The 19,620-nt window shown below is 67.2% G+C and carries 20 protein-coding genes; 10 read left to right on the top strand and 10 right to left on the bottom strand.

Annotated elements, in window-relative coordinates:
- Nucleotides 1-38: 38 nt before the first annotated feature.
- Nucleotides 39-446, bottom strand: a complete 408-nt coding sequence (locus tag ACODSY_RS10370) for a hypothetical protein (protein ID WP_488951652.1) — start codon at nucleotides 444-446, stop codon at nucleotides 39-41.
- A gap of 883 nt (nucleotides 447-1,329) precedes the next feature.
- On the opposite strand from ACODSY_RS10370, the gene ACODSY_RS10375 reads away from it, so the two are divergent.
- Nucleotides 1,330-1,668 carry a DUF488 domain-containing protein gene (locus ACODSY_RS10375; RefSeq protein WP_488951851.1) on the top strand — a complete coding sequence of 113 codons (339 nt, stop codon included), beginning with the start codon at nucleotides 1,330-1,332 and terminating at the stop codon, nucleotides 1,666-1,668.
- 131 nt (nucleotides 1,669-1,799) lie between these two features.
- The gene (locus ACODSY_RS10380; RefSeq protein WP_488951653.1) at nucleotides 1,800-2,060 is read left to right on the top strand and encodes a hypothetical protein; all 261 of its coding nucleotides are present in this window, start codon (nucleotides 1,800-1,802) and stop codon (nucleotides 2,058-2,060) included.
- Between the two features lie 150 nt (nucleotides 2,061-2,210).
- On the opposite strand, the gene ACODSY_RS10385 is transcribed toward ACODSY_RS10380, so the two are convergent.
- A complete protein-coding gene (locus tag ACODSY_RS10385; RefSeq protein WP_488951654.1) occupies nucleotides 2,211-2,669 on the bottom strand; it encodes a hypothetical protein in 459 nt (152 codons plus the stop codon).
- Nucleotides 2,670-2,724: 55 nt separating this feature from the next.
- On the opposite strand from ACODSY_RS10385, the gene ACODSY_RS10390 reads away from it, so the two are divergent.
- A complete protein-coding gene (locus tag ACODSY_RS10390; RefSeq protein ID WP_488951656.1) occupies nucleotides 2,725-2,973 on the top strand; it encodes a DUF6582 domain-containing protein in 249 nt (82 codons plus the stop codon).
- A gap of 268 nt (nucleotides 2,974-3,241) precedes the next feature.
- On the opposite strand, the gene ACODSY_RS10395 is transcribed toward ACODSY_RS10390, so the two are convergent.
- Nucleotides 3,242-4,237, bottom strand: a complete 996-nt coding sequence (locus ACODSY_RS10395; RefSeq protein ID WP_488951658.1) for a helix-turn-helix transcriptional regulator — start codon at nucleotides 4,235-4,237, stop codon at nucleotides 3,242-3,244.
- A 137-nt stretch (nucleotides 4,238-4,374) separates the two neighbouring features.
- On the opposite strand from ACODSY_RS10395, the gene ACODSY_RS10400 reads away from it, so the two are divergent.
- The 3 genes from ACODSY_RS10400 to ACODSY_RS10410 all read left to right on the top strand — a co-directional run bounded on the left by ACODSY_RS10400 (nucleotide 4,375) and on the right by ACODSY_RS10410 (nucleotide 8,180).
- Nucleotides 4,375-5,313 carry a PEPxxWA-CTERM sorting domain-containing protein gene (locus ACODSY_RS10400; RefSeq protein WP_488951659.1) on the top strand — a complete coding sequence of 313 codons (939 nt, stop codon included), beginning with the start codon at nucleotides 4,375-4,377 and terminating at the stop codon, nucleotides 5,311-5,313.
- 416 nt (nucleotides 5,314-5,729) lie between these two features.
- The gene (locus ACODSY_RS10405; protein ID WP_488951660.1) at nucleotides 5,730-7,811 is read left to right on the top strand and encodes a glycoside hydrolase family 65 protein; all 2,082 of its coding nucleotides are present in this window, start codon (nucleotides 5,730-5,732) and stop codon (nucleotides 7,809-7,811) included.
- A gap of 117 nt (nucleotides 7,812-7,928) precedes the next feature.
- Nucleotides 7,929-8,180 (top strand): hypothetical protein, encoded by a 252-nt coding sequence (locus ACODSY_RS10410; RefSeq protein WP_488951661.1) that lies wholly within the window; start codon nucleotides 7,929-7,931, stop codon nucleotides 8,178-8,180.
- Between the two features lie 212 nt (nucleotides 8,181-8,392).
- Here ACODSY_RS10410 and ACODSY_RS10415 read toward each other — a convergent pair whose 3' ends face one another.
- Nucleotides 8,393-8,614: a hypothetical protein gene (locus tag ACODSY_RS10415; protein WP_488951662.1), complete on the bottom strand. Its 222-nt coding sequence runs from the start codon at nucleotides 8,612-8,614 to the stop codon at nucleotides 8,393-8,395.
- A 435-nt stretch (nucleotides 8,615-9,049) separates the two neighbouring features.
- Between ACODSY_RS10415 and ACODSY_RS10420 the strand changes: the two genes are divergently transcribed.
- Nucleotides 9,050-10,057 carry an ATP-binding response regulator gene (locus ACODSY_RS10420; RefSeq protein ID WP_488951663.1) on the top strand — a complete coding sequence of 336 codons (1,008 nt, stop codon included), beginning with the start codon at nucleotides 9,050-9,052 and terminating at the stop codon, nucleotides 10,055-10,057.
- Between the two features lie 447 nt (nucleotides 10,058-10,504).
- Nucleotides 10,505-11,224: a hypothetical protein gene (locus ACODSY_RS10425; protein ID WP_488951665.1), complete on the top strand. Its 720-nt coding sequence runs from the start codon at nucleotides 10,505-10,507 to the stop codon at nucleotides 11,222-11,224.
- 236 nt (nucleotides 11,225-11,460) lie between these two features.
- Here the strand turns inward: ACODSY_RS10425 and ACODSY_RS10430 are convergent, their stop codons facing one another.
- The 4 genes from ACODSY_RS10430 to alr all read right to left on the bottom strand — a co-directional run bounded on the left by ACODSY_RS10430 (nucleotide 11,461) and on the right by alr (nucleotide 16,561).
- Nucleotides 11,461-13,128, bottom strand: coding sequence for a sensor histidine kinase (locus ACODSY_RS10430; protein WP_488951666.1), 1,668 nt, complete (start codon nucleotides 13,126-13,128; stop codon nucleotides 11,461-11,463).
- A gap of 734 nt (nucleotides 13,129-13,862) precedes the next feature.
- Nucleotides 13,863-14,213: a RidA family protein gene (locus ACODSY_RS10435; RefSeq protein WP_488951667.1), complete on the bottom strand. Its 351-nt coding sequence runs from the start codon at nucleotides 14,211-14,213 to the stop codon at nucleotides 13,863-13,865.
- 18 nt (nucleotides 14,214-14,231) lie between these two features.
- Nucleotides 14,232-15,488 carry a D-amino acid dehydrogenase gene (locus ACODSY_RS10440; protein WP_488951668.1) on the bottom strand — a complete coding sequence of 419 codons (1,257 nt, stop codon included), beginning with the start codon at nucleotides 15,486-15,488 and terminating at the stop codon, nucleotides 14,232-14,234.
- Nucleotides 15,485-16,561, bottom strand: coding sequence for an alanine racemase (gene alr / locus ACODSY_RS10445; RefSeq protein WP_488951669.1), 1,077 nt, complete (start codon nucleotides 16,559-16,561; stop codon nucleotides 15,485-15,487). Before alr ends, ACODSY_RS10440 begins: the two co-directional genes overlap by 4 nt.
- 153 nt (nucleotides 16,562-16,714) lie before the next feature.
- On the opposite strand from alr, the gene ACODSY_RS10450 reads away from it, so the two are divergent.
- Nucleotides 16,715-17,182 (top strand): Lrp/AsnC family transcriptional regulator, encoded by a 468-nt coding sequence (locus ACODSY_RS10450; RefSeq protein ID WP_488951670.1) that lies wholly within the window; start codon nucleotides 16,715-16,717, stop codon nucleotides 17,180-17,182.
- 207 nt (nucleotides 17,183-17,389) lie between these two features.
- On the opposite strand, the gene ACODSY_RS10455 is transcribed toward ACODSY_RS10450, so the two are convergent.
- The gene (locus ACODSY_RS10455) at nucleotides 17,390-17,956 is read right to left on the bottom strand and encodes a hypothetical protein (protein ID WP_488951671.1); all 567 of its coding nucleotides are present in this window, start codon (nucleotides 17,954-17,956) and stop codon (nucleotides 17,390-17,392) included.
- Nucleotides 17,957-18,250: 294 nt separating this feature from the next.
- On the opposite strand from ACODSY_RS10455, the gene ACODSY_RS10460 reads away from it, so the two are divergent.
- Nucleotides 18,251-18,547 (top strand): TehB family protein, encoded by a 297-nt coding sequence (locus tag ACODSY_RS10460; RefSeq protein ID WP_488951672.1) that lies wholly within the window; start codon nucleotides 18,251-18,253, stop codon nucleotides 18,545-18,547.
- Nucleotides 18,548-18,675: 128 nt separating this feature from the next.
- On the opposite strand, the gene ACODSY_RS10465 is transcribed toward ACODSY_RS10460, so the two are convergent.
- Nucleotides 18,676-19,536 carry a LysR family transcriptional regulator gene (locus tag ACODSY_RS10465; RefSeq protein ID WP_488951673.1) on the bottom strand — a complete coding sequence of 287 codons (861 nt, stop codon included), beginning with the start codon at nucleotides 19,534-19,536 and terminating at the stop codon, nucleotides 18,676-18,678.
- Nucleotides 19,537-19,620 lie beyond the last annotated feature (84 nt).

Below are 19,620 nucleotides of genomic sequence, written 5' to 3' on the forward strand. Positions count from 1 at the left end.
TTGCGACCAACTGCGATCCGGCAATGGCATCGCGAAGGCTAGGCGCGACTGCGCGCCTTCTTCCGGGCCTTCTGCGCGCCGTTAAGCAAGGTGACGGTCGCGACCGCGCCGATCGCTCCGGCAACGGTGCTGAGTAGGATGCCTCCGCCCGCGGCCCGCCGCACGCGGACCGCGAAGCGATGGACTCGCACGCCATCGGAGCCCCACCAGGCCCCCGACCGCTTGTGAAATCCATGCTGGGCGAAGGCTTCGGCGGCATCGCGCGCGAGGTCGGCGGCTTCCAGGGCCGTGCGGCGGCTGGCCAGGAGGTCCGTCCGCGGCGAGACCTGCTGTGGGTCCTCGCTAAGAAGCCAGCTCTCGCACACGACGCTGAATATGCGGCCCAGGGAAGGACCCGCCCCAAGGAGGGGGGCGCGCGCCAGCAGGCGATCAACGTCATTCGGCATCGATGGGACAAATACATTTGCCGCGTGCGGGATCCATCGAGCGCTTCGAAGGCCAACCCATTCCCCGCCCGTATTGCTCGGGCGGGCCTCAGCCCGTCCACTCAGGCGCCTGGGCTGAGTGCATGTGACCGACATGACTAAGGTTCCCGACGAGCAACGTCGGCTTCGTGGGACGAAATCCGACACAAGACGTCGTGGTTCGGAACTTCGGCAGTGCGGACCATTCCCGCATTTTCACGCGGTTCATGCGTTCCGCGAGGTCGCGAGGATCCGCTCGTAGGCGCTGGCGACCAGTGTCCGCTGTGCGGCCCTGGTCTTCCGACCGAAACCAACGCTTAGCGGACCTTCAACTCCGAGCTGAGAACCTGGGCCAATGGATCTCAGAGCGGTACTTTCGAAAACAGCCATGACCTTGGCGTTCGTGGCCTTGGGAGCCTGCACCGCCCCAAGCCCCGAGACAGCTCCAGAAGCTGTGCCGCCATGGGTTTCGGAGAGGGTTCAACAGCTATCGCAACTCGGCCTCGATCCGGTCGCCAACCTAGAGACCAAAGCAAACTACCATTGGCGATGGCGGGCGCCGCGGCCATTTGATGTGAGCGGCTATCACTGCCCAGCGGAAACTGCTGTGGACATTTCCCGGAACATCCTCGCCGTCGTCCCACCGCAAGCCGCGCCTTGCACTTCTTCGGGGCGCGTGGCAGCGGCGATGCTCAGACTGAACCCCGACGGCTCGGTCGAACCTTTCTCCGACCAACAGTAGGCCGAAGGTCCCCTTTCCACCCCTCTCGGTCCTTCGGTAGGTCCGCTTCGCGGCCGGACGCCGGCCTGGCCCTGACTGGGCGAGGTCGGTGGTGACTGACGGTCGATTGGGTGGCCGCCTGCACTGGACCAACGCAGCTTCCGCAACTACGCGGACTACGCGCTCACGACGCCCTTCCAGGATGGGCTCAGCCGTCTGCTGGATGAAGGGGAGCGACGGACCGCGGCGCTCATGTGCGCGGAGGCCGCCTGGTGGCGATGCCACCGGAGGATCATCGCCGACTATCTCTTGGCGCGGGGCACGACGGTACGGCACATCATAGGCGAAGGACGGCTGGAGCCGGCGCAGCTGACACCGGGCGCTATGGTCCAGCCCGACAGGTCCATCCTCTACCCGCCCTCTTCGCGCGGAGAGACATCAGCGTGCGGGGAGGCCGCCGGTTCCGAGCCCACTCGTCTCTGAAACTTGGCCGTGGAAAAGGTCTGACGTCGGCTCCTCGCACAGGGCGTCACTGGGGTCGGCCTGGACACTCAACGGGCAGGCGCGCGAAGCTCGGGCTCGCCATCGCGTGCAGCTCCTGGTTTGATGGCCGCATGAGCGCCGACCACAGGACTCGGGCACCCACGGACGAGGAACTGCTGGCGGAATTGCGCCGGCTCTTCGCCGCGCGGGGCAAGCTCAGCTCAAGCCTCATTGAAGCCTCCAAGATGACGCGGTCGCCCAACACCTACATCCGTCGCTTCGGCAGCTTAATCTCCGCGTACGTACGGATTGGATACGACGTGAGCGAACGGCAACGAGCGATGTCGGAGAGATTTCGCGCCCACGGTGGGCGCGGAGTTTCCAGCAAGTGAGGGACCGGCGGTCCGACGACGACGACGCCTGGGCGCAGGGAGCTGGTGTTAAGATCACGCCGACAAACGGTCATTCCTCCGACTTGGGTCGGCCTCTCGATCAATCGCCGCGCGGCGTCGCGACCGCTTTGGGAACGCGCGGCGAGGTGATCACCAGACGCCGACGGCCAGTTCGGCCCACACGAGCAGGAAGATCGCGAGGATCGAGAGCGCGCCGGCGACCCGGTAGGCGCGTCGCTGTGGAATTCGCAGCAGCAGTTCGAACGCGCAGCAAGCCGCTGCGAGCATGCCGGCAAAGACGAGGAAATCACCCGGTCCCCATCTCACATCCGATGTGATCTGCATTGCGATCGCCGGCGCCAGAAGCAGCGCCGCCGCGATCGACCACGTCGCCAGACGCCAGCGTCCCACCCGCCTCGGAACCGTAGTCTCCCGCATGTTCAGCTCCATCGCTTCAACAGCCGCGAGCTTGCACCGCCCGATCGAAAACTTCGACCAGGCAGCGTGTTCATTCCGTGCAGGCGGGAAATTGTCGGCCGTGTCGTCCCACGAGGGACCCCGCCATGCGGCGGGGCATGGGCAGCCGTCCGCAGCGTCGGGAGCGGCCATCGGAGCCCGCGCCCGTCTCGGGCGTTGGGCCGTCGGAGCGTACAGAGGATCCGCCATGAGCAAGCTTGACCAGTCCGACCGCGACCATCTGGGCTCGCGTCAGTATGCCTTTCCGAAACAGAGGAAGGAGCCGCTGGAGGACGCCAGCCACGTTCGCAATGCCGTGGCCAGGTTCGACCAGGTGAAGGACGTCACCGACGCGGAGCGCGACAAGGCGTGGAAGCGCATCACTGCTGCCGCGAAGAAGTTCGACGTGGAGCTCGACGAGCGGAGCTGGCGCGAACTCGGCAAGCCGAAGGCTTGAGCTGACCGCGCGGCGATTGCGACAGGAACCGGCACTGGGACCAGGCCCGCAGGCGGACGGTGGCAAGCCGCAGCGTCGTCGCGCCCTGCCGGCCAGTCGGGAGGCTCGCTCCAACACTGTTGAGACTCTCGGTGCGCTGCGTAGACCGCCGCAATGTTGGGCGACGCACCGATTCAGGGTCGCTCCTGCGCCAATGGAAGGTATTGGAGTCTGGCCGGCAAACAGACGCCCCCCCTTCCCCACGCAATGCCCGCCTTCGCTGCCGGACCTATGCCTCTCGATTCAACGCCCGCAGCAGCTCCAGCTTCGAATGCACGTCCAGCTTCTGGTAGACCGACGCCAGCTGGTTGCGGACGGTGGCTGGGCTGACGCCCTGGCGCAGCGAGATGTCGCGCTGCGAAAGGCCCTCGGCATAGAGCCGGGCCACACGCGTCTCCGCGGGCGTCAATCCGAAGGCGCCGACCCGTCTGGAGACAGCGAACAGTCGTCTTTCGTTCGCGCGTCGGACCGCGAATTCGTAGTCGCCGATGACGACCGCGCTGCGGCTCCCGCCGATGAGATCCTGCAAGATCGGAGGAAAGCGCGGGCCCTGCCACCCTGGCGAGACGTCTCTCAGCGCCAAGCAGAAGTCCTCTCCCGCGGCATGTACCAAGCCCTGCGCATCCGTGACGGCATAACTCTCATGGCCCGAAAGGCCGAGCCCCGCACCCGCCACGGCGGCGCGGTAATGGTGGGCGAGCTGCGACTGGCGCCAGGCCGCCACCATGTGCGGGGCCAAGTGCTCAAGCACCGCCTTGTCGTCGTGACGGAACGGATCGCTGGCGTCCGCCCGAAAGAGACAGATGATTTCCGCAAGGTCCGTGACCGGGTTGTGCTCGACGATCATCATGGCGTGCTCCACCCCGCCGGGGCTGGAAAACTCGCGATGGATGGCGGTTTGCCGGAAGTCGGCTGGCGGCCGCATGACGTCTTCGTTCCGGAAGGCGACCCCCGGCCGAGTCACCGCAGCGCCGCGAAGGAAGTCCTCCGCTTGCCAGCGTGCGGCATAGGTCAGCAGCCAGTCGATCGGCCGATCGATGGCGCTCAAGCTCAGCATCTCGTTGCTGGAGTGGACGCCCGATCCCCAGACCGCCGAGGAGAACCGGACGAGCGCACCGATCCTGCCTAAGGTCGTCTCTTTGAACGCTTCGATAGGATCGCGCAGGACGCCCCGATAGATCTCGGCGACGGCGTCCTGAACACGCTTTGGCACCCTGATGTTCACGGCTGGAAGGCAACGGGACGCGCCGTACGCCGTCAAGCCGCCGCGCCATAGAATGTTCGTACTATTGATCCTCCGTCCCCCGGAGCGCTCATTTCAGCAAGGGGCGGGTGCGTCCTCGGTCCGTACAGGGGTGCACGATGACACGCTTTCCATTCGGCGCAGCGGCGCCGGTCCTGGCGCTGGCCCTCGGAGCCTTTTCGTCCACCCAGGCTGCGGCCGCCTTGTTCATTGTCAGCACGACGGCGGATTCGGGGACGATCCAGACACCCGGACCCGGCGATCCCAAGAACATCCGCGCCGATGCGCCCGCCCAGACCTCATCGTTCAGCGCGACCGACCGGGCCGCCGATCAATCGGCGCGGGCCTCCAGTTTCGCCGACGCGAAGGCTCAGGTCGGCGCGGTCCACGCCTACACCACGGCCAAGGCCGAAGCTTTTGCCGTCGGCTGCTGCACCTCGGCGCTCGGCACGTCGAGCGCCTATGCCGAGTACAACGACAACTTCCTGCTCCGGTCCGACGCCTTCGCCGATGGGACCGTCGCGACCATCACGGCCGACATCTTCGTCTCCGGCTCGGCCGGGGGCGTCTACAGCGGCGACTTCTGGAACGGCTCGGTTTTCTGGCGCGCCACCACGGCCCTGAATGGCCAATCCTATGTCGACGCCTACTCCAGCCAAGGCAATGCGACGAACGGCTTCATCACATCGGGCGCCAATTTCGGCCTGCGCACCGTCACCTTCGACGTCGTCTTTGGCCAGACCGCTAACGTAATCCTGCGCGTCGAGACGATCGCGTCCGCCGGCGCCGGCGGGTTTGGCTACAATGACGCCGTCTTCACCAGCGATCTCGGACACACCGTGAGTTGGCAAGGGATCAGCAAGCTCATGGTGGGCGGACAAGATGTCACGGACTACACGGCCCTCAGCCCCGACACCGGCTTCGACTTCGTCCGAGGCTTCCAAACCTCAGCCGCCGTCCCCGAACCGGCCAGTTGGGCGCTCATGATCGCCGGTTTCGGCCTGGTCGGCTCCGTCGTCCGGGCGCTGCGCAAGCGGACCCAAGTCGCGGCGGCCTGACGAGAGGTCCCGGACATCTGAATGGCGGCCGTCTCGAGCGGCGCCGACCGCGATAGCGGGCCCGACAGCCGTTTGTCGTCGCCGAGCGGAGACAGTGCTCGGAGGAGATGCCGCATGGCCCGCGACTTCGCCAGTGGCGTTGCCTGGCGACATCCGGGCCGCTCTCGGCTCCCGCTAGGGGAAACGATGGGAGTTCACGCACGCCTGACGGCCGGATCGCGCAAGGAGCTGACAGCGCGGCGCGCGCGAAGGAGGTCTGTCTTCCAGAAGTGGGGTGTCCGAATAGCGACAGGAGCGAACGTTGGGATCAGTGCGGGAGCGGACGTTCAGACGCAACCTCGGGCGGCATACGGAACCCGGGTCGAGCCTATTGCGTCCTAACGACATCTCTCCCCATCGCGAACCCCGTGTGCTCTATGCCCGCTTCCCCGCGCCGCCCAATCAATCCAGCGACAGCGAAGGGCGACCTGGCCGGTGAATTGCCGGCCTATGTCGCCAATGGCGTGATCGGGCTGCGCGTCCGCCCCATGGCGCTTCGCGCCGGCATGGCGCTCCTCAGCGGCTACAGCGGTGAGCACCCGACGCGGCGCGTCGAGGCGGCCGCGAACGCGCCTTATCCTCTCGCCGCGGACATCCGGCTGGGCGAGGCTTGGCTGTCGGATTCCGACACCGCGATCACCGGCCTCGAACAGGACTACGACTTCAGCGCAGGCGAGCTGACGAGTCGGTTCCGGATCGCTCTCGATGGCCGCGAAGCGGCGGTCGAGGTCTTGACCTTCTGTTCGCGGCAGGACCCGACCCTGGCCTGCCAGGAGATCGCGATCACGCCTGCGCAGGCGGGCGACGTGCGGCTCCGCGCCACGATCGACGCGCGCGCCGCCGACGGCCGCCTCGTCCGCGAGACCCGCGAGACGCCGGGAGAAGACGAACCGGCCGTGGATGGCGCCCTCCTGTGGCAGTCCCGCGGCGCCCTCTCGACCTGCGGCATGGCGTCCCTCGCCCTCGTCGGGGGCGTCGACGAACTCGAGCGCCGACGTCCGGCATTTCAGTACGGCCAGTTCCACACCGAACTGCGCGTCCGGGTGAGGGCCGGCCGCACCCTGCGGCTGCGCCAGATCGTAAGTTTGGTCCCCGATGTCATGCATGCGTCCCCGGACCAGCATGCGGCCCGCCTCGCGGCGAAGGCGGCGCGTGACGGGTTCGACGCCCTGCGGGCGGCCAACCGGAAGGTCTGGGATGACCTGTGGAAGGGGCGGATCCGGCTCGTTGACGCTTCGCCGCAATGGCAGGCGTTGGCCGACGCCGCCGTCTTCTATCTCAACTGCTCAGTGCACCGCGCCTCGCCCGCCTCGACGTCCATCTTTGGCTTGGCCACCTGGCACGACTATCACTACTATTACGGGCACGTGATGTGGGACATCGAGGCGTTCGCGGTTCCCCCGCTCTGCCTCTTGCAACCCGACGCCGCCCTGAGCCTCCTCGACTACCGCAGCCGCTCGCTGCGCGGCGCCCGGAACAACGCGCGTCTGTTCGGTCGTCGCGGGGTGCAGTTTCCTTGGGAGAGCGCGCCGCGCAGCGGCGAGGAGAGCGCCCCTGTTCCCGGCACCGCCGCCTGGCACGAGGACCATGTCTCGCTGGACGTCGCCCACGCCTTTGCCGTCTACGCGCGCCACACAGGCGATGACGAGTTCCTTAGGGTGCAAGCCTGGCCCGTGCTGTCGGGCGTCGCCGACTGGATCACCTCCCGCGCCGACGAGACGGACCGGGGCTACGAGATCCTGGCGTCCATGGGCATTGCGGAGCGTGAGAAGCCGGTGGCGAACGCGACGTTCACGAACATGGCGGCCGCCGTGGTCCTGCGCGACGCCGTCGACGCCGCGCAGCGCCTCGGGCTTTCCGCACCTCAGGCCTGGTCCGAAATAGCTGAGCGCATGGTCCTCTCCCGGCGCGGCAAAGTGGTCGTCTCGCACGATGGTTACCGACGCGACGAAGAGAAGGGTGCGACCCCAGACCCGTTGATGGGTGTTTTCCCGTTCGGCTACATCCTACCGCACGCGGACGAGGCCGCGACGCTCGAATTCTACCTCAACCTCGCCGATGACTACATCGGCAGTCCAATGCTGTCGGCGCTCTACGGCGCCTGGGCTGCGCGCTTGGGCGACCGAACCGGGGCCTTGAAGTGGCTCGACGAGGGCTACGGGCGCTTCGTGCAAGGTCGCTTCAGCCAGACGCTGGAATACCGTGCGGATCGCTTTCCCGAACAGCCGCGGGCCGGCCCGTTCTTCGCCAACATCGGCGGCTTCCTGACCGGCCTGCTCTTCGGATTTGCCGGGTTGCGATCATGGTCCACGGAGTCCGCACTCGAGACCGGTCAGCCCACCGTCCTTCCCAGGGGTTGGTCCGCCATCGAGGTCGATCGCATCTGGCTCGGGGGGCGGCCCATGTCCCTCCAGGCCCGCCAAGGCGCCCTCCCGGTTCTCCGGTCCTGGACCGGATAGCTACCTGTCCGCCGACGGCTCCGGATCCGCGCGTCCTGAACCGCCCTTATCTCACGAGCAGCCTTGAAACCATTCCGAGGCTTCCAGATTGTTTTGCGGAAGTTGATGGAGGGCAAAATGAAGGCGATCTCGATCGTCCCGACGGACGGCGGCTGGATGGTTCGCAGCGACGCCATCACGAACGAGTTGTTCTTCAGAGGCGGCGCGTCGGCCGAGAGCGCGGCGATCCGTTTGGCGCAGGGCCTGGCCGATGCAGGAGACGGTGCGAGCGTAGAGATATATCTGCGCGACGGTTCGCTCGGCCGGCGATTCTCCATTCCTGCTCTGCGGCTGGCCTCCGTCGGCCCCGCCAGCGCTTTTTCGGTCTAGCGCCCCAAAGGCTGATCTGGAACCCGATCAAGCGCACGCTCCAGTGCGCCACGGAGAGACCCAGACATGGGAGGCTCTCCGGAAAGCTGACCTTGCAGCCCGCCGCTGGCACCGCATTCGATCTCGCGGGACGGCGCACGTCAGCCACACGCCGACGCGCGTTCCGGACCAGCCTGACTATCCCTGGCAGATCTGCCCTTCGTCGAAACTCCTCAGTGATTCAGAGCTGCCCCGAGATTGTTGAGCACGCCGAGCTGCTGAAGCAGCACCGAGGGCATGTTGTAGCAATGGAAGGAAATGATCTTGCCGTACTTGAGGTAGAACGCGTCGCAGCACGGCGCGTCCATCCGGGCTTCAGGACGCCGCCGGGCAGGTGCAGGTCGCCCAGGTGCGGCGCCGCAGCAGCTGGAGACGAGGAAGTTGAAGACCGACATGCCGGGGAGACCGCATCACAGCCATCGTGACCGTTGGGACGCGAACCAGTCCAGCCCGGACAGCGTTGTCCTACACCTTCCAATGTTAGGTTCATTCGACACGGCGACGTTTGGTCAGTTCTACGCGATGCCGCCCCGGGGGGCGGCCCTGTATTTCGGATCGTCGCCGGAGCCGGTCCCACTGGCAGATCGATGCGTGGCGAGCGCGGCGGAGTACTCCGCTATCGCGTAGCATTCCATCCGTCGCTGACATTCACAGGGCCCGACACCGCCGGCTTTTCCGTCGCGCCGGTGGCGGATATCTGAATGGCCGCCCAGTGGACACTCAGACGTACTTGGCGCGCGCAAGGCATGGCTCGTTTCCTTCGGTCGCGGGCTTGCCTCACGGCCGGGTCTAGGCAACCGATAACACGGTAACGTTCAGGGCGGCTGGCAATGCGGTTGGAAGACAAGGTGCTGGCGCAGATGACCGAGGTCGTCTTCGTAATCGACGGCCAAGGACGCTATTCCTACATCTCGCCGTCGATCCGACACTACGGCATCGAGCCCGCCGAGATGATCGGCAAGCCGGGAATCCAGTTCCTCCATCCCGACGACCTCGGCAAGGTGCGCGACCTCATGCGCGATCTCCTGGCCGGGCGGATGGACCACGCCTCCGACCGGGAATATCGCGCGATTCTGCCCGATGGGCGGACGATCTGGGTGGAGGGCCGGCCCAGCCTGTTGTTCGATGACCGCGGCGACCCAATCGGCTACCTGACCATGCTTCGCGACGTCACGGCCCGCCGCGAAGCGGCCCACGAGGCTGTCGAAGAGACCGCCAGGCGCCTCTTCAATCATGATGTCCGCACGCCGCTGAATGGCATTCTCGCTGCCAGCGAACTGCTGCTTGAGACCGCCGATCAGTCGTCAGACAAGACCAGAACCCTCACCACCGACATCGTCCAGTCCGCCAACGCCTTGCGCGAGGCCCTCCGGACCTTCCTTGGCGTCGACGCCACTCCCCGCGATCCCGGCGAATGTACCCTCACGGCGAGCAAACCGGCGGCGCCCCGCCGCCTGAAAGTGCTCGCCGCCGACGACCAGCCCATCAACCTGCACCTCATCGATGCAATCCTGGAGCCGGTAGCCGAGGTGATCATGGTCCAGAACGGCCGCGAGGCGCTGGCCGCGTTCGAGACGGCTCTACGCGCAGACCCCTTCGACATCGTTCTGATGGACGTCCAGATGCCGCTCCTGGACGGACTCGAGGCGGTGCGCGCAATCCGAACGCTAGGTCCTGCCGCCCGCGCCACACCAGTCATCATGGTGACTGCTAACGCCGCGCCTGAGGACGAGCGGGCCAGCTTCGACGCTGGCGCCGACTTCCACATGACCAAGCCCATCCGCCCGCACATGCTACTGACGACCGTGACGCAGTACGCCAGCCGCGGCCGCGCTTGAGGCTCGCCGACTTGACCCCCAAGTCGGCGATCAGGTCGCGTTTATCGTGCCAGGCAAGGCCAAGATGTCGTCAGGATCCTCGACCCAAACATGGGTCATGGCGATCGGATCAGTCCCATCGCCAACCTCTAGGGTGACAATCTGGCGGCAGCTCTCAATGCCTGCCCAGAGACAAGAACGGTAATCTGCCGTCGGGTTCGACTTCCGACCGTCTGGGACATACGGCCACCGCCCAGGTTGGACGTCAGCTCGGCGCCATAGGGGACATTGGCGCCGGTGCCGACCGCGGACGTCTGCGTCCGCCTCCTGAAGCCTTGGCGCTCCGTCCGGCTAGCAATGGATGACGACCACGCTTGCTGGCGCCGCATCGCTGGCATCGGCGCCTTCAGAGATTGTCCGTCGAACCGACGGTCGCCAGAATGTGATCTGACGTTGAAAGGGGTCGGCATGTCGACGGACGTCTGGCGGCGTTTGGGCTTGCGTCCAGATACGCCGTTTTTCACAGCGATGGCCGGCGTTGTTGCGCTGGTCGTGGGCCTCGGCTTCGGCCCGACCTATACCGCGAGCCTCGCGCCGCCAGGGCTGCCGTTCTGGGTCCATGCGCACGGGGCCGCCATGGCGGCCTGGATCGCGCTTTTCGCCGTCCAGTCGGCGCTTCCGGCCGTGGGGCTACAGACCTGGCATCGTCGCCTTGGCTGGCTCTCGATCGGCCTAGTGTCCGTCATCGTTCCCCTCGCCTTCGCGACGAATATCCTGGCGGTGAAACGTGGCGCGACGCCGCCCTTCTTTTCGCCGGCGCAGATGATGGCAGCTGACAGCATCGACATACTGTTATTCGCCGCCCTTTACGCTGTAGCCGTCGTCCTGCGCCGCCGGGCTGACTGGCATAAGCGCCTGCTTCTATGCGCAAGCGTGCTGCTCACCTGGCCGGCGTTCGGGCGGCTGGCGGCCCTGAGCGGGGTGGATCTTCCCATGATCATTCCTGTCGCCAGCGTGTGCCTAGTCGCGGCGGCCTGTGCGGGGCCGCTGGTCGATTGGGTTCGAGCCCGGAGGGTCCACCCGGCATACCTCTGGGGCGTTGGACTGATCCTTGCGGCTCAGCCTGCGCATGCCATCCTGGCCGCCACGCCGTGGCTGCAAGCGATGGCCGAGCGCCTAGCTCTCTGACGAGAGATGTGACGCCGACAGCGGGCCAGGATTTCGGGCTCCCCGCTATCGGATGCAGGTCACGGACGTCGTGACTGCGCAATAGGAAACCTTGGGATCAGGGCGGGAGGCGGACCTTGGAGCGCCCTCGCCGGCTTCCTCGAGGGTGAGCCTCGAAAGCCGCCGACACTGTTGCCGAGTTTTCTCGACGCGCGGAAGTTGGAGCCTGTTCCGCTACGTAGTTTGGGAGGGCGGCGCTACACATCCTCCGGGCGCAGGGTGAGGCTACAGCGAAGGCCCGATGGGTCGAACTGCAGCGTCGCGGGTTCGAGGGCGGCGCGTGCCTTCTCGAACAGCCGTGACCCGAAGCCGACCCGCGTCGGCGCGCGAACTACTGGTCCTCCGGCCTCGATCCAGTTGACCCGCACACCGTGGGACTGCCGTCGCCAGCTAACGGTAACGACTCCATCGTCCTCCGAGAGCGCCCCGTACTTCGCGGCATTGGTCGCGAGTTCGTAGAGGATCAACGACAGGTTCAGCGCCTGGGTCGGCGTCACCTGCACCTGGGGGCCGGATATAGACAGCCTTGGCCCCTCGAACGGGCGCAACGACGACTTCACCAGCTCGCCTAGGTCCGCCCCGCCCCAGGAGGTGGAGGTGAGGAGCTCGTGAGCCGCGGCCATCGCCATGACCCGACCTTCCAGCGAGGCATGGAATTCCTCCACGCTCGTTGCGTTTCGCCTGGAATGGTTGGCTACCGATTGCAGGATGGCGAGCGTGTTCTTCACACGATGGTTGAGCTCGTTGATCAGCAATTGGCGCCGAGCGTCCTCCTCCGCGACGCGGACGGATGCGGTCTCGAACGCCACGGCGAGATCGTTCAATTCCGCTACGGGCGAGGTCGCTGGGCGGATGAATCGATCGGAGCCGGCGGTAGCCGCCCTCTGCAGCTCCTTCACGCTGCGTCCGAGCATGCGCGCATAGCCGAGCGCTGCAGCGCCGCCGACCAGAAGCAAAAGCAATGCGATGCTCCCCCCGCCCCAGAGGGCAAGCCGAACAGTCGCCTCCAACTCACGCTTAGGTACGGCCACGAGGACGTGCCAGTCAGTCCCGGCCACGGGCTCGTAAGCGGAGCGCGTCCGCACGCCATCCAAGGTGCGGCTCCAGACCGCGCCTGCGCCGCCCGCGTCAAGCAGCCGCGCCATATCGGGCGTCGCGGCGCGTCCGCGGAACTTCGCTTCCTGGCGATTGCGCGCGATAACCCGATGTCCCCCATCCAGAATGGTCGCGGTCCAGGTTGGTGGAATCCCCTGGCGTCGAAGATTCTCCGAAAACACGTCGGCCGGCGTGACGATGCTGAGATCGGCCCGGCGGCCGTCATCCAGGGTTACCGACTTCACCACCGTGAGGACGGGCTTCCCGGCCCACGCGCTCACCGCCAACCGGGAGATGCGGATTCCGTCCGGGCGTGGCGGGCGGTTGGGTGGGACGGGCAGTGGGGTCACATGGGGCAGCAGGGCGCCCTCGGGGGCCAGCGTGTTCACCACCTGCTGTCCGTCGGCGCTCCTGACGGTGACCCAACTCCGCGAGCCCGCCACCGCCGCGCGGCTCTGGTCCGAGAAGCCCGCCCAGTCACCGTGCCGGAGCCTCGCGGACGTCGACAAGGCGCGGAGCAGACCCACCTGTTCGCTGAGCTGGCGGTCCACGACCAACGACAGCGCTCGAGCGCCGGCCGCCAGCTCCCGCTCTTGCACACGATAGGCCTCACGCGTGCTCTGCCACAGAAGGATGCCGGCCGCCGCAATGGCCGGGACTAAGAGCGCCGCCACGAGGCGCAGGAAATGGGCGCGAAGCGACGGAGGTCTCTTCTCTGAGGCCCCCTCGGGCGCACTGCCATCCAAAGTGCGTCCGATCTGCCCGTGCATCCGCCTACCCGAACCCCGTGTGTCAGACGATCATAGAGTCAGTTCTACGGCGCATTGTCCTTTTTCGACACGGAGGCGCCGGGGCGGTTGATCCCTGCGGGCAACGTCCAGGAGGTCGTCGCCCGTTGCGGCTCGGCGCCCCCTGACCTTCCCCTCCCCCGGCGCCGCGTGGCCGGAGCGCGAGCCGCCCTATCCCAGTTCGGAGGACGCCGGGCGCCCCCTTCGAACGCCGAGCCCGGAGCCGACCGAGGCGGTCACGGCGGCGGGCCCGCCCGTCAGGCGCGACATCATCCCCACCCGTGAGAAATGGAGCATGCACATGCGATTTCGCCTTCAATCCTTCCTGCGCGAGGCGCGACAGGTCGTTAGCCAGATGTGGCGCGCCTACCGCAACCAGGCGGCGCTCTTGCATCGCCTGCAGTACCGCGTTTTTCCGTAACCTCCACCGTCGTGGACAGGACTCCGACCCCAGCCTAGGTCCGTCCTGCCGTAGCCGCGTCGTTCGACTTGGCGTCCCTCGTCCCGGCCTGCAACGCCTCAGCAAGTCGCAAGGCGCCGCGCTTGCGCAACAAAACCTCGGAATCCTTGGTCGCCGCGCTGTTGAAGGCTGCTCCCCGCTGTGCAGCCGATGCAACCCTGGCGGCCATAAGATGCGCTTCGGAGATACCGGTCGGCGGCCCGTTCGACGCCGGCCTCGTGGCGCGCATGGAGCCTCGGTACGTGCGCCGCCGAGATCAGCTTACGCGGGCCGCCACGACGATGATCTCGACCCGGTATTCCGGCGAGGCGAGCTTGGCCTCGCCGGTGGCCCTGGCGGGCGCGTGCGGGCCGTCGACCCAGGCGTCCCACACCGCGTTCATCTCCGCGAAGTCCGCCATGTCCGCCAGCCAGATGGTCGCCTGCAGGATCGATTGCTTGCTGCCGCCGGCCTTGGCGAGGAGCGCCTCGATCTCCGCCAGAACGTCACGGGTCTGCTCGGCCACGCCGTCGCCGGGGCGGCCCACCTGGCCCGAGAGGTAGATGGTGTCGTTGTGGATGACGATGTCGCTCATGCGAGGACCGGCGTCGATGCGGGTGATGGTCATGATCGGTCCTGTCCGAGCCTAGGCCGCGTAGCGGCTGATGTTGAGATCGTCGGTCCGGATCGCGGGCGGACGGGCGCTGACGAGATCGGCGATCACCTGCGCTGAACCGCAAGCCATCGTCCAACCCAATGTGCCGTGGCCGGTGTTGAGGTAGAGGTTTGCCAGGTGGGTCGCCCCCACCACCGGCGTCCCGTCGGGTGTCGCCGGGCGAAGCCCGGCCCAGAAGGAGGCGCGAGCCGCGTCCCCGGCCTCGGGGAAGAGGGTCAGGACCGACGTCTCGAGGGTCGCCCTGCGGCGCTGCCGCAGTTCCTGGCCATAGCCGGCCAACTCCGCGAGGCCGCCGACCCGGATGCGCTCGCCGAGCCGCGTGATCGCAACCTTGTAGGTCTCGTCCAGCAGCGTGGAGACCGGGGCCCGGGCGGGCTCGACGATGGGCAGGGTGATCGAATAGCCCTTCACCGGATAGACCGGCAGCCGGATGCCGAGCCCCCGCACGAGCAGGGGCGACCAGCTGCCGGCCGCCAGCACGTAGGCGTCGGCCGAGATCCGGCCCCGTTGGGTGTGCACGCCGGTCACCCGGCGTCCGTCCGACTCCAGCCCGCTGACCGTTTCGCCGAACCGAAGGTCCACGCCCAGCCTGCGCGCGTGTTCCGCCAGGGCCGTGGTGAACTTGAAGCAGTCGCCGGTCTCGTCGCCCGGTAGTCGGAGCCCGCCGACGAAGGGCTCACGCGCCCCGGCCAACCCGGGCTCGGCCCGTATGCAGCCCTCCCGATCCAGCACCTCGTAGTCCACGCCCATGGTCCGGAGCACCTCGACGTCCTTGCCGATGCCATCCAGCTGCGCCTGTGTCCGGAACAGCTGCAGCGTGCCCTGCATGCGCTGGTCGTAGTCGAGCGCGAGCTCGTCGCGGAGGACCTTGAGCCGGTCCCGACTGTAGGTGGCGAGGCGGACCATGCGCGCCTTGTTCACCGCGTAGCGCGCCGCGTCACAGTTCAAGAGCATCCCGGCCATGAACCGGTACATCTCAAGGTCCAGGCTCGGGCGCACCACGAGGGGGGCATGGCGCATGAGCAGCCATTTGAGCGCCTTGCCGGGCACGCCGGGCGCGGCCCAGGGCGAGGCGTACCCTGGCGAGATCTCCCCGGCGTTGGCGAAGCTGGTCTCCAGGGCCGGCCCGTTCTGGCGGTCCACCAGCATCACCTCGTGACCCGCCTTGGCGAGGTAGTAGGCGCTGGTGACGCCGACCACCCCTGCGCCGAGGACCGCGACCTTCATTGTTCGTCTCCGATGTAGCGGCGGGTGAGACGCGGCCCGAGGCGCGCCAGAATCTCGTGGGCGATGGTCCCGGCTTCATTGGCCACGACGTCGAGCGGGCGGTTCGGGCCCAGGACCTCGACCCGATCGCCCGCTTTGAGGGCGCCGGCGGGCAGCGCGGTGACGTCGAGGATGATGCTGTCCATCGACACGCGGCCGACGAACGGCAGGCGCGCGCCCTGGAACCAGGCCGAGCCCCGGCCGGTCAGTTCGCGGGGCCAACCATCCGCATAGCCCAGGCCGATCGTGGCCAAGCGCATGGGCTCGTCGCTGGTGACCAAATGCCCATAGCCGATCCCCGTCCCGCACGGCACGTCGCGGACCTGGACCACGGCGGCCTCAAGCTTGACCGCCGTCGCGAGCGCGGCGCCGCCCATGTGCGGGGCGCCGCCGTAAAGGGCGATGCCCGGGCGCACGAGGTCGAGGGCGAAGGCGCGCTCCAGGTAGGCACCGCCCGAGTTGGCGAGGGAGCGGCGGGCGGCCGGAAGCCGGTCGCAGAGCGAGAGGAAGCGGGAGAGCTGCGCACTGTTCAGGCCGCTGCGGGGCTCATCCCCGCGGGCGAGATGGCTCATGACGAGCCGCACGTCGAGCCGGCCCAGCAGGTCGGCGTCCTCGGCGATCACCTGGGCTTCCTCAGGCGTCAGGCCCAGGCGGGCCATGCCGCTGTCCACCTGCAGGGCCGCCGGCAGGCGTCGACCCACCCCGGTCGCGACCCCTGCCCAGGCCTGCGCCTGTTCAGCGCTGTTGAGCACGGGCACGACGCCGAGCGCGACCGCGTCTGCTTCCTCGCCCCGCGCCAGGCCGTTCAGGACATGAAGCCTCGCGTCCGCGGGCAATTCGCCTGCAAGGGCCGCCGCCTCCACCAGATGGGCGACGAAGAAGTCCCGGCAGCCCGCCCGCGCGAGGGCGTGGCTCACCCTGGCTGCGCCGAGCCCATAGGCGTCGGCCTTCACCACCGCCCCCGCAACGGCGGGCGCGGCACGGGCCCCGATGGTCCGCCAGTTGGCCAAGATCGCCGCGAGATCGACGGTCAATCGGCCTGTTGAGCTGCCGTGGCACGACACGAAACCGCCTCCGATTACGCCTGCTAAGCTAGCCGCATCAGGTTCGAATGTGCCGCTGATAGGCCGCAGCTTCTGCCATCATGGCCCCTTCAACCGCACAAAATTCGAGTATACCTCCCCTTCATGCCGCTTCTTGATGCGATCGACCGGAAAATCCTTGGCGCCTTGCGCCGGGATGGCCGGCTGCCGAACAACGCGCTGGCCCAGCAGGTGGGACTGTCGCCCTCCGCGTGTTTGCGGCGGGTGCGGAGCCTGGAAGAGGCCAAGGTCATCCGCGGCTACACCGCGTTGGTCGCGGAGAGCGCCGCTCAAGACGGCGTGGTGGCGATCGTGCGGATCACGCTTGAGCTGCAGACCGAGGAACTGCTCAATCGCTTCGAGGCCGCCGTGCGCCAGCATCCTGAGATCGTCGAATGCTTCCTGATGACCGGGGATGCGGACTACCTCATCCGGGTGGTCGCCCGCAGCACTGCGGACTACGAAGCCGTCCACAAGGGCATCCTCATGCGGCTGCCTGGGGTCGCGCGTATCCACTCGAGCTTCGCCATACGCAGCGTGCTGAGCGCGGGCCCCTATCGGGAAGCTGACTAGCGCAACATTGCCGCGAACCTGGGCATGGCCGGAGCTTAGCGGAGGAGCGTGAGCTGCCCACACATCGCAGAGATTCCGCCGTGCACCCAGTTGGCCGCCAGCTCCGCGCCGCTACCTGACATCAGGATCAGGTCGGATCGCGGACATCGCCAGAGTGGCGAAGACCGGCATGGCGCACAAAGCGTGGGAACGCGCTTGCGATCGGCTCTAGGCGTCTGCGCGTGCGGCCTTCGTCAGCTCGCGGATCCAGGCCCGCTGGCGGCCAACGTCAAACGGCTCCTCACGCAGCGTGTGCGGGTCCCACTGCCGCCGCTCGATGACGTCGAAGTGGCTGTTGCCGTATGCGTGCAGCGAGAGCCCGGCCTCACCCGGCTCGCACCACATGGCGTGCACGGTGGCCTCGCCCATCACCGCGACCTGGCCGGCGCTGACCCGCACCCGCGGGCCTTCGGCGAGTTGCGCGCCTTCGCGCCGCCAAGTGCGGTAGCTCTCCGAGCCCTCGATCAGGCCGACGACCGCAGTGGTGGCGTGGTCGTGCGGGGCGCTGCGCAGGCCGCCGGATCCTTCCACGGCGTAGATCGTGAGCTCCGGTCCCTGGACGTAGACGGCAATCCCTTTTGTGTCCGACGCCGCGATATCGCGGCGGAGCTCATGAGCGAGCTGCGGAGCCTCGGCGAGCAATCGCCGCATGGCGGCGGCGATCCGCGCCGGCCAATCTTCGTACGACCGCGCCGCGTGGCAGGCGGCGAGGAATAGGGCCAAGTCAGAACCCATGCGGGCCTCCTCGGGCAAGTATAGCCGCCGTGGTCGGCGACGCGAAGTTGAGATCACCCGGGGTAATGGCGGGGCCGCCTCGGTGGGAACGCGGCGCCCTCCGGGCAGCGATGCCGCCGGTACCAGAGATCGGGGTCGGGCCGGAGAGCGGACCTTAGAACCAGGGCGTGCGGGGGCACTTGGCGCCGTTCTACGGCCCAATCGGCCATCCCTCGATCGGTCGCTATCCGCATAGCGAGGTCGGCGCTATGCCGTAACCCGATGATCCGGCGTCCCAGCCCAAGGTGAACTGGCATGCTTCCCCCCGACTTGGTGGCGTATCGGCGGACTGCGGAATTCACCGAAACCACTGTGCCACCCGGGCTACTGCGGGCTCACACGACCAAGGCGGGCGCCTGGGGCCTTATCCATGTCCTGGAGGGGCGGCTCGCATACCGGATCACAGACCCGCGCCGCCCTTCGACGGAGACGATCCTCTCGGCTGAAGATGCACCCGGCATCGTCGAGCCCACCGTGCTCCACGAGGTCGAGCCTATCGGAGCGGTACGGTTTTACGTCGAGTTTCTGAAGGCCGCCGACCGGTCGGACTAAACGGAAGCAGACCGACCAGCCGCCGCACGTGCTGGGTCCCCGGTCACGCGAGCTTTCGCCCCGTTGCGGTCATTGGCGATGGGGCGACCACCAACCTTCGGCGCACCGCCTGCTGATAGACCCATCGCTCAAAGCAGCTTTCCCAGAAGCGGATTCGGGAAGCGGCGGTTCTGGACAATGGCGTAGAAGCGCTCGGCGACTCCCTCGATGCGATGCAGTTCGGCGAGCGCGCCGCTTGCGAGTTCGTCGCGCACGACGATGGGCGGGACCAGGGCATAGGCCTGCCGCTCACGCGCCAGCAACCGCAGCATCGCCATATCATCGACCTCGGCCATGATCGCCGGGCGCACGCCGGCCAGGTCCATGAGCCTGTCAAACGCCGTGCGGAGTTCGCTGCCGAGGCTCGGCAGTAGGATCGGGGCGTCCTGCAGATCCTGAGGAAACTGAAAGCGCTGCGCCCTGGGTCGGCCGATCACGCTGACCGGTTGCTCCTCCAGAAGCCGGGTCCTGAAGCTGGACCGCACATCCTGTGGCGCGGAACTATTGGCCAGGACGACGTCCACAACATGCGCCTCCAGGTCGCGCAGCAGGTCGCGGAGCGAGCCCGAACGGACGACCAGCTCCACATCATCGCGGGCGATCAGCGGTCGCAGAAACTGCAGCTGAAAGTTGCGCGACATCGTGGGGATGGCCCCAATGCGGAGAACCTGTCGGTTCAGCCCGGCCCCGCCCTGAAGGGTGTTGATCAACGCCTCGCCCGTTTCGAAGACGGTGTCCGCATAGTCCAGCGCGATGCGCCCCGCCTCCGTCAGGCGCAGGCCTCTGCCGGCCCGCTCGAAGAGCTGATGGCCGAGCTGCTGCTCCAACTTCTGTAGCTGCACGGAGAGGGCGGACGGCGAGATGTTCAGTCGCTCGGCCGCGCGCGCCATGACCCCATCATGGGCGATGACCCAGAAGTAGCGGAGGTGCTTGTAGTTGAGCTGCTGCACCTCATTCTTCTAGTAAAGCGAATGATCTCGTTCAATCATTGAATTTTTCGCGCGAGCCACGCTGCTCTAGACCGACGCCGCCTT

The organism is Phenylobacterium sp. FG114 (genome assembly GCF_057809855.1).

Bases quoted from the DNA above. Each gene is read 5' to 3' on its own strand.
- ACODSY_RS10390 (WP_488951656.1), top strand. From the start codon at position 2,725: ATGAGCAAGCTTGACCAGTCCGACCGCGACCATCTGGGCTCGCGTCAG.
- ACODSY_RS10405 (WP_488951660.1), top strand. From the start codon at position 5,730: ATGCCCGCTTCCCCGCGCCGCCCAATCAATCCAGCGACAGCGAAGGGC.
- ACODSY_RS10420 (WP_488951663.1), top strand. From the start codon at position 9,050: ATGCGGTTGGAAGACAAGGTGCTGGCGCAGATGACCGAGGTCGTCTTC.
- ACODSY_RS10425 (WP_488951665.1), top strand. From the start codon at position 10,505: ATGTCGACGGACGTCTGGCGGCGTTTGGGCTTGCGTCCAGATACGCCG.
- ACODSY_RS10430 (WP_488951666.1), bottom strand. From the start codon at position 13,128: ATGCACGGGCAGATCGGACGCACTTTGGATGGCAGTGCGCCCGAGGGG.
- ACODSY_RS10460 (WP_488951672.1), top strand. From the start codon at position 18,251: ATGCTTCCCCCCGACTTGGTGGCGTATCGGCGGACTGCGGAATTCACC.
- ACODSY_RS10370 (WP_488951652.1), bottom strand. From the start codon at position 446: ATGCCGAATGACGTTGATCGCCTGCTGGCGCGCGCCCCCCTCCTTGGG.
- ACODSY_RS10415 (WP_488951662.1), bottom strand. From the start codon at position 8,614: ATGTCGGTCTTCAACTTCCTCGTCTCCAGCTGCTGCGGCGCCGCACCT.
- ACODSY_RS10410 (WP_488951661.1), top strand. From the start codon at position 7,929: ATGAAGGCGATCTCGATCGTCCCGACGGACGGCGGCTGGATGGTTCGC.
- ACODSY_RS10380 (WP_488951653.1), top strand. From the start codon at position 1,800: ATGAGCGCCGACCACAGGACTCGGGCACCCACGGACGAGGAACTGCTG.
- ACODSY_RS10450 (WP_488951670.1), top strand. From the start codon at position 16,715: ATGCCGCTTCTTGATGCGATCGACCGGAAAATCCTTGGCGCCTTGCGC.
- ACODSY_RS10435 (WP_488951667.1), bottom strand. From the start codon at position 14,213: ATGACCATCACCCGCATCGACGCCGGTCCTCGCATGAGCGACATCGTC.
- ACODSY_RS10385 (WP_488951654.1), bottom strand. From the start codon at position 2,669: ATGGCCGCTCCCGACGCTGCGGACGGCTGCCCATGCCCCGCCGCATGG.
- ACODSY_RS10455 (WP_488951671.1), bottom strand. From the start codon at position 17,956: ATGGGTTCTGACTTGGCCCTATTCCTCGCCGCCTGCCACGCGGCGCGG.
- ACODSY_RS10400 (WP_488951659.1), top strand. From the start codon at position 4,375: ATGACACGCTTTCCATTCGGCGCAGCGGCGCCGGTCCTGGCGCTGGCC.
- ACODSY_RS10440 (WP_488951668.1), bottom strand. From the start codon at position 15,488: ATGAAGGTCGCGGTCCTCGGCGCAGGGGTGGTCGGCGTCACCAGCGCC.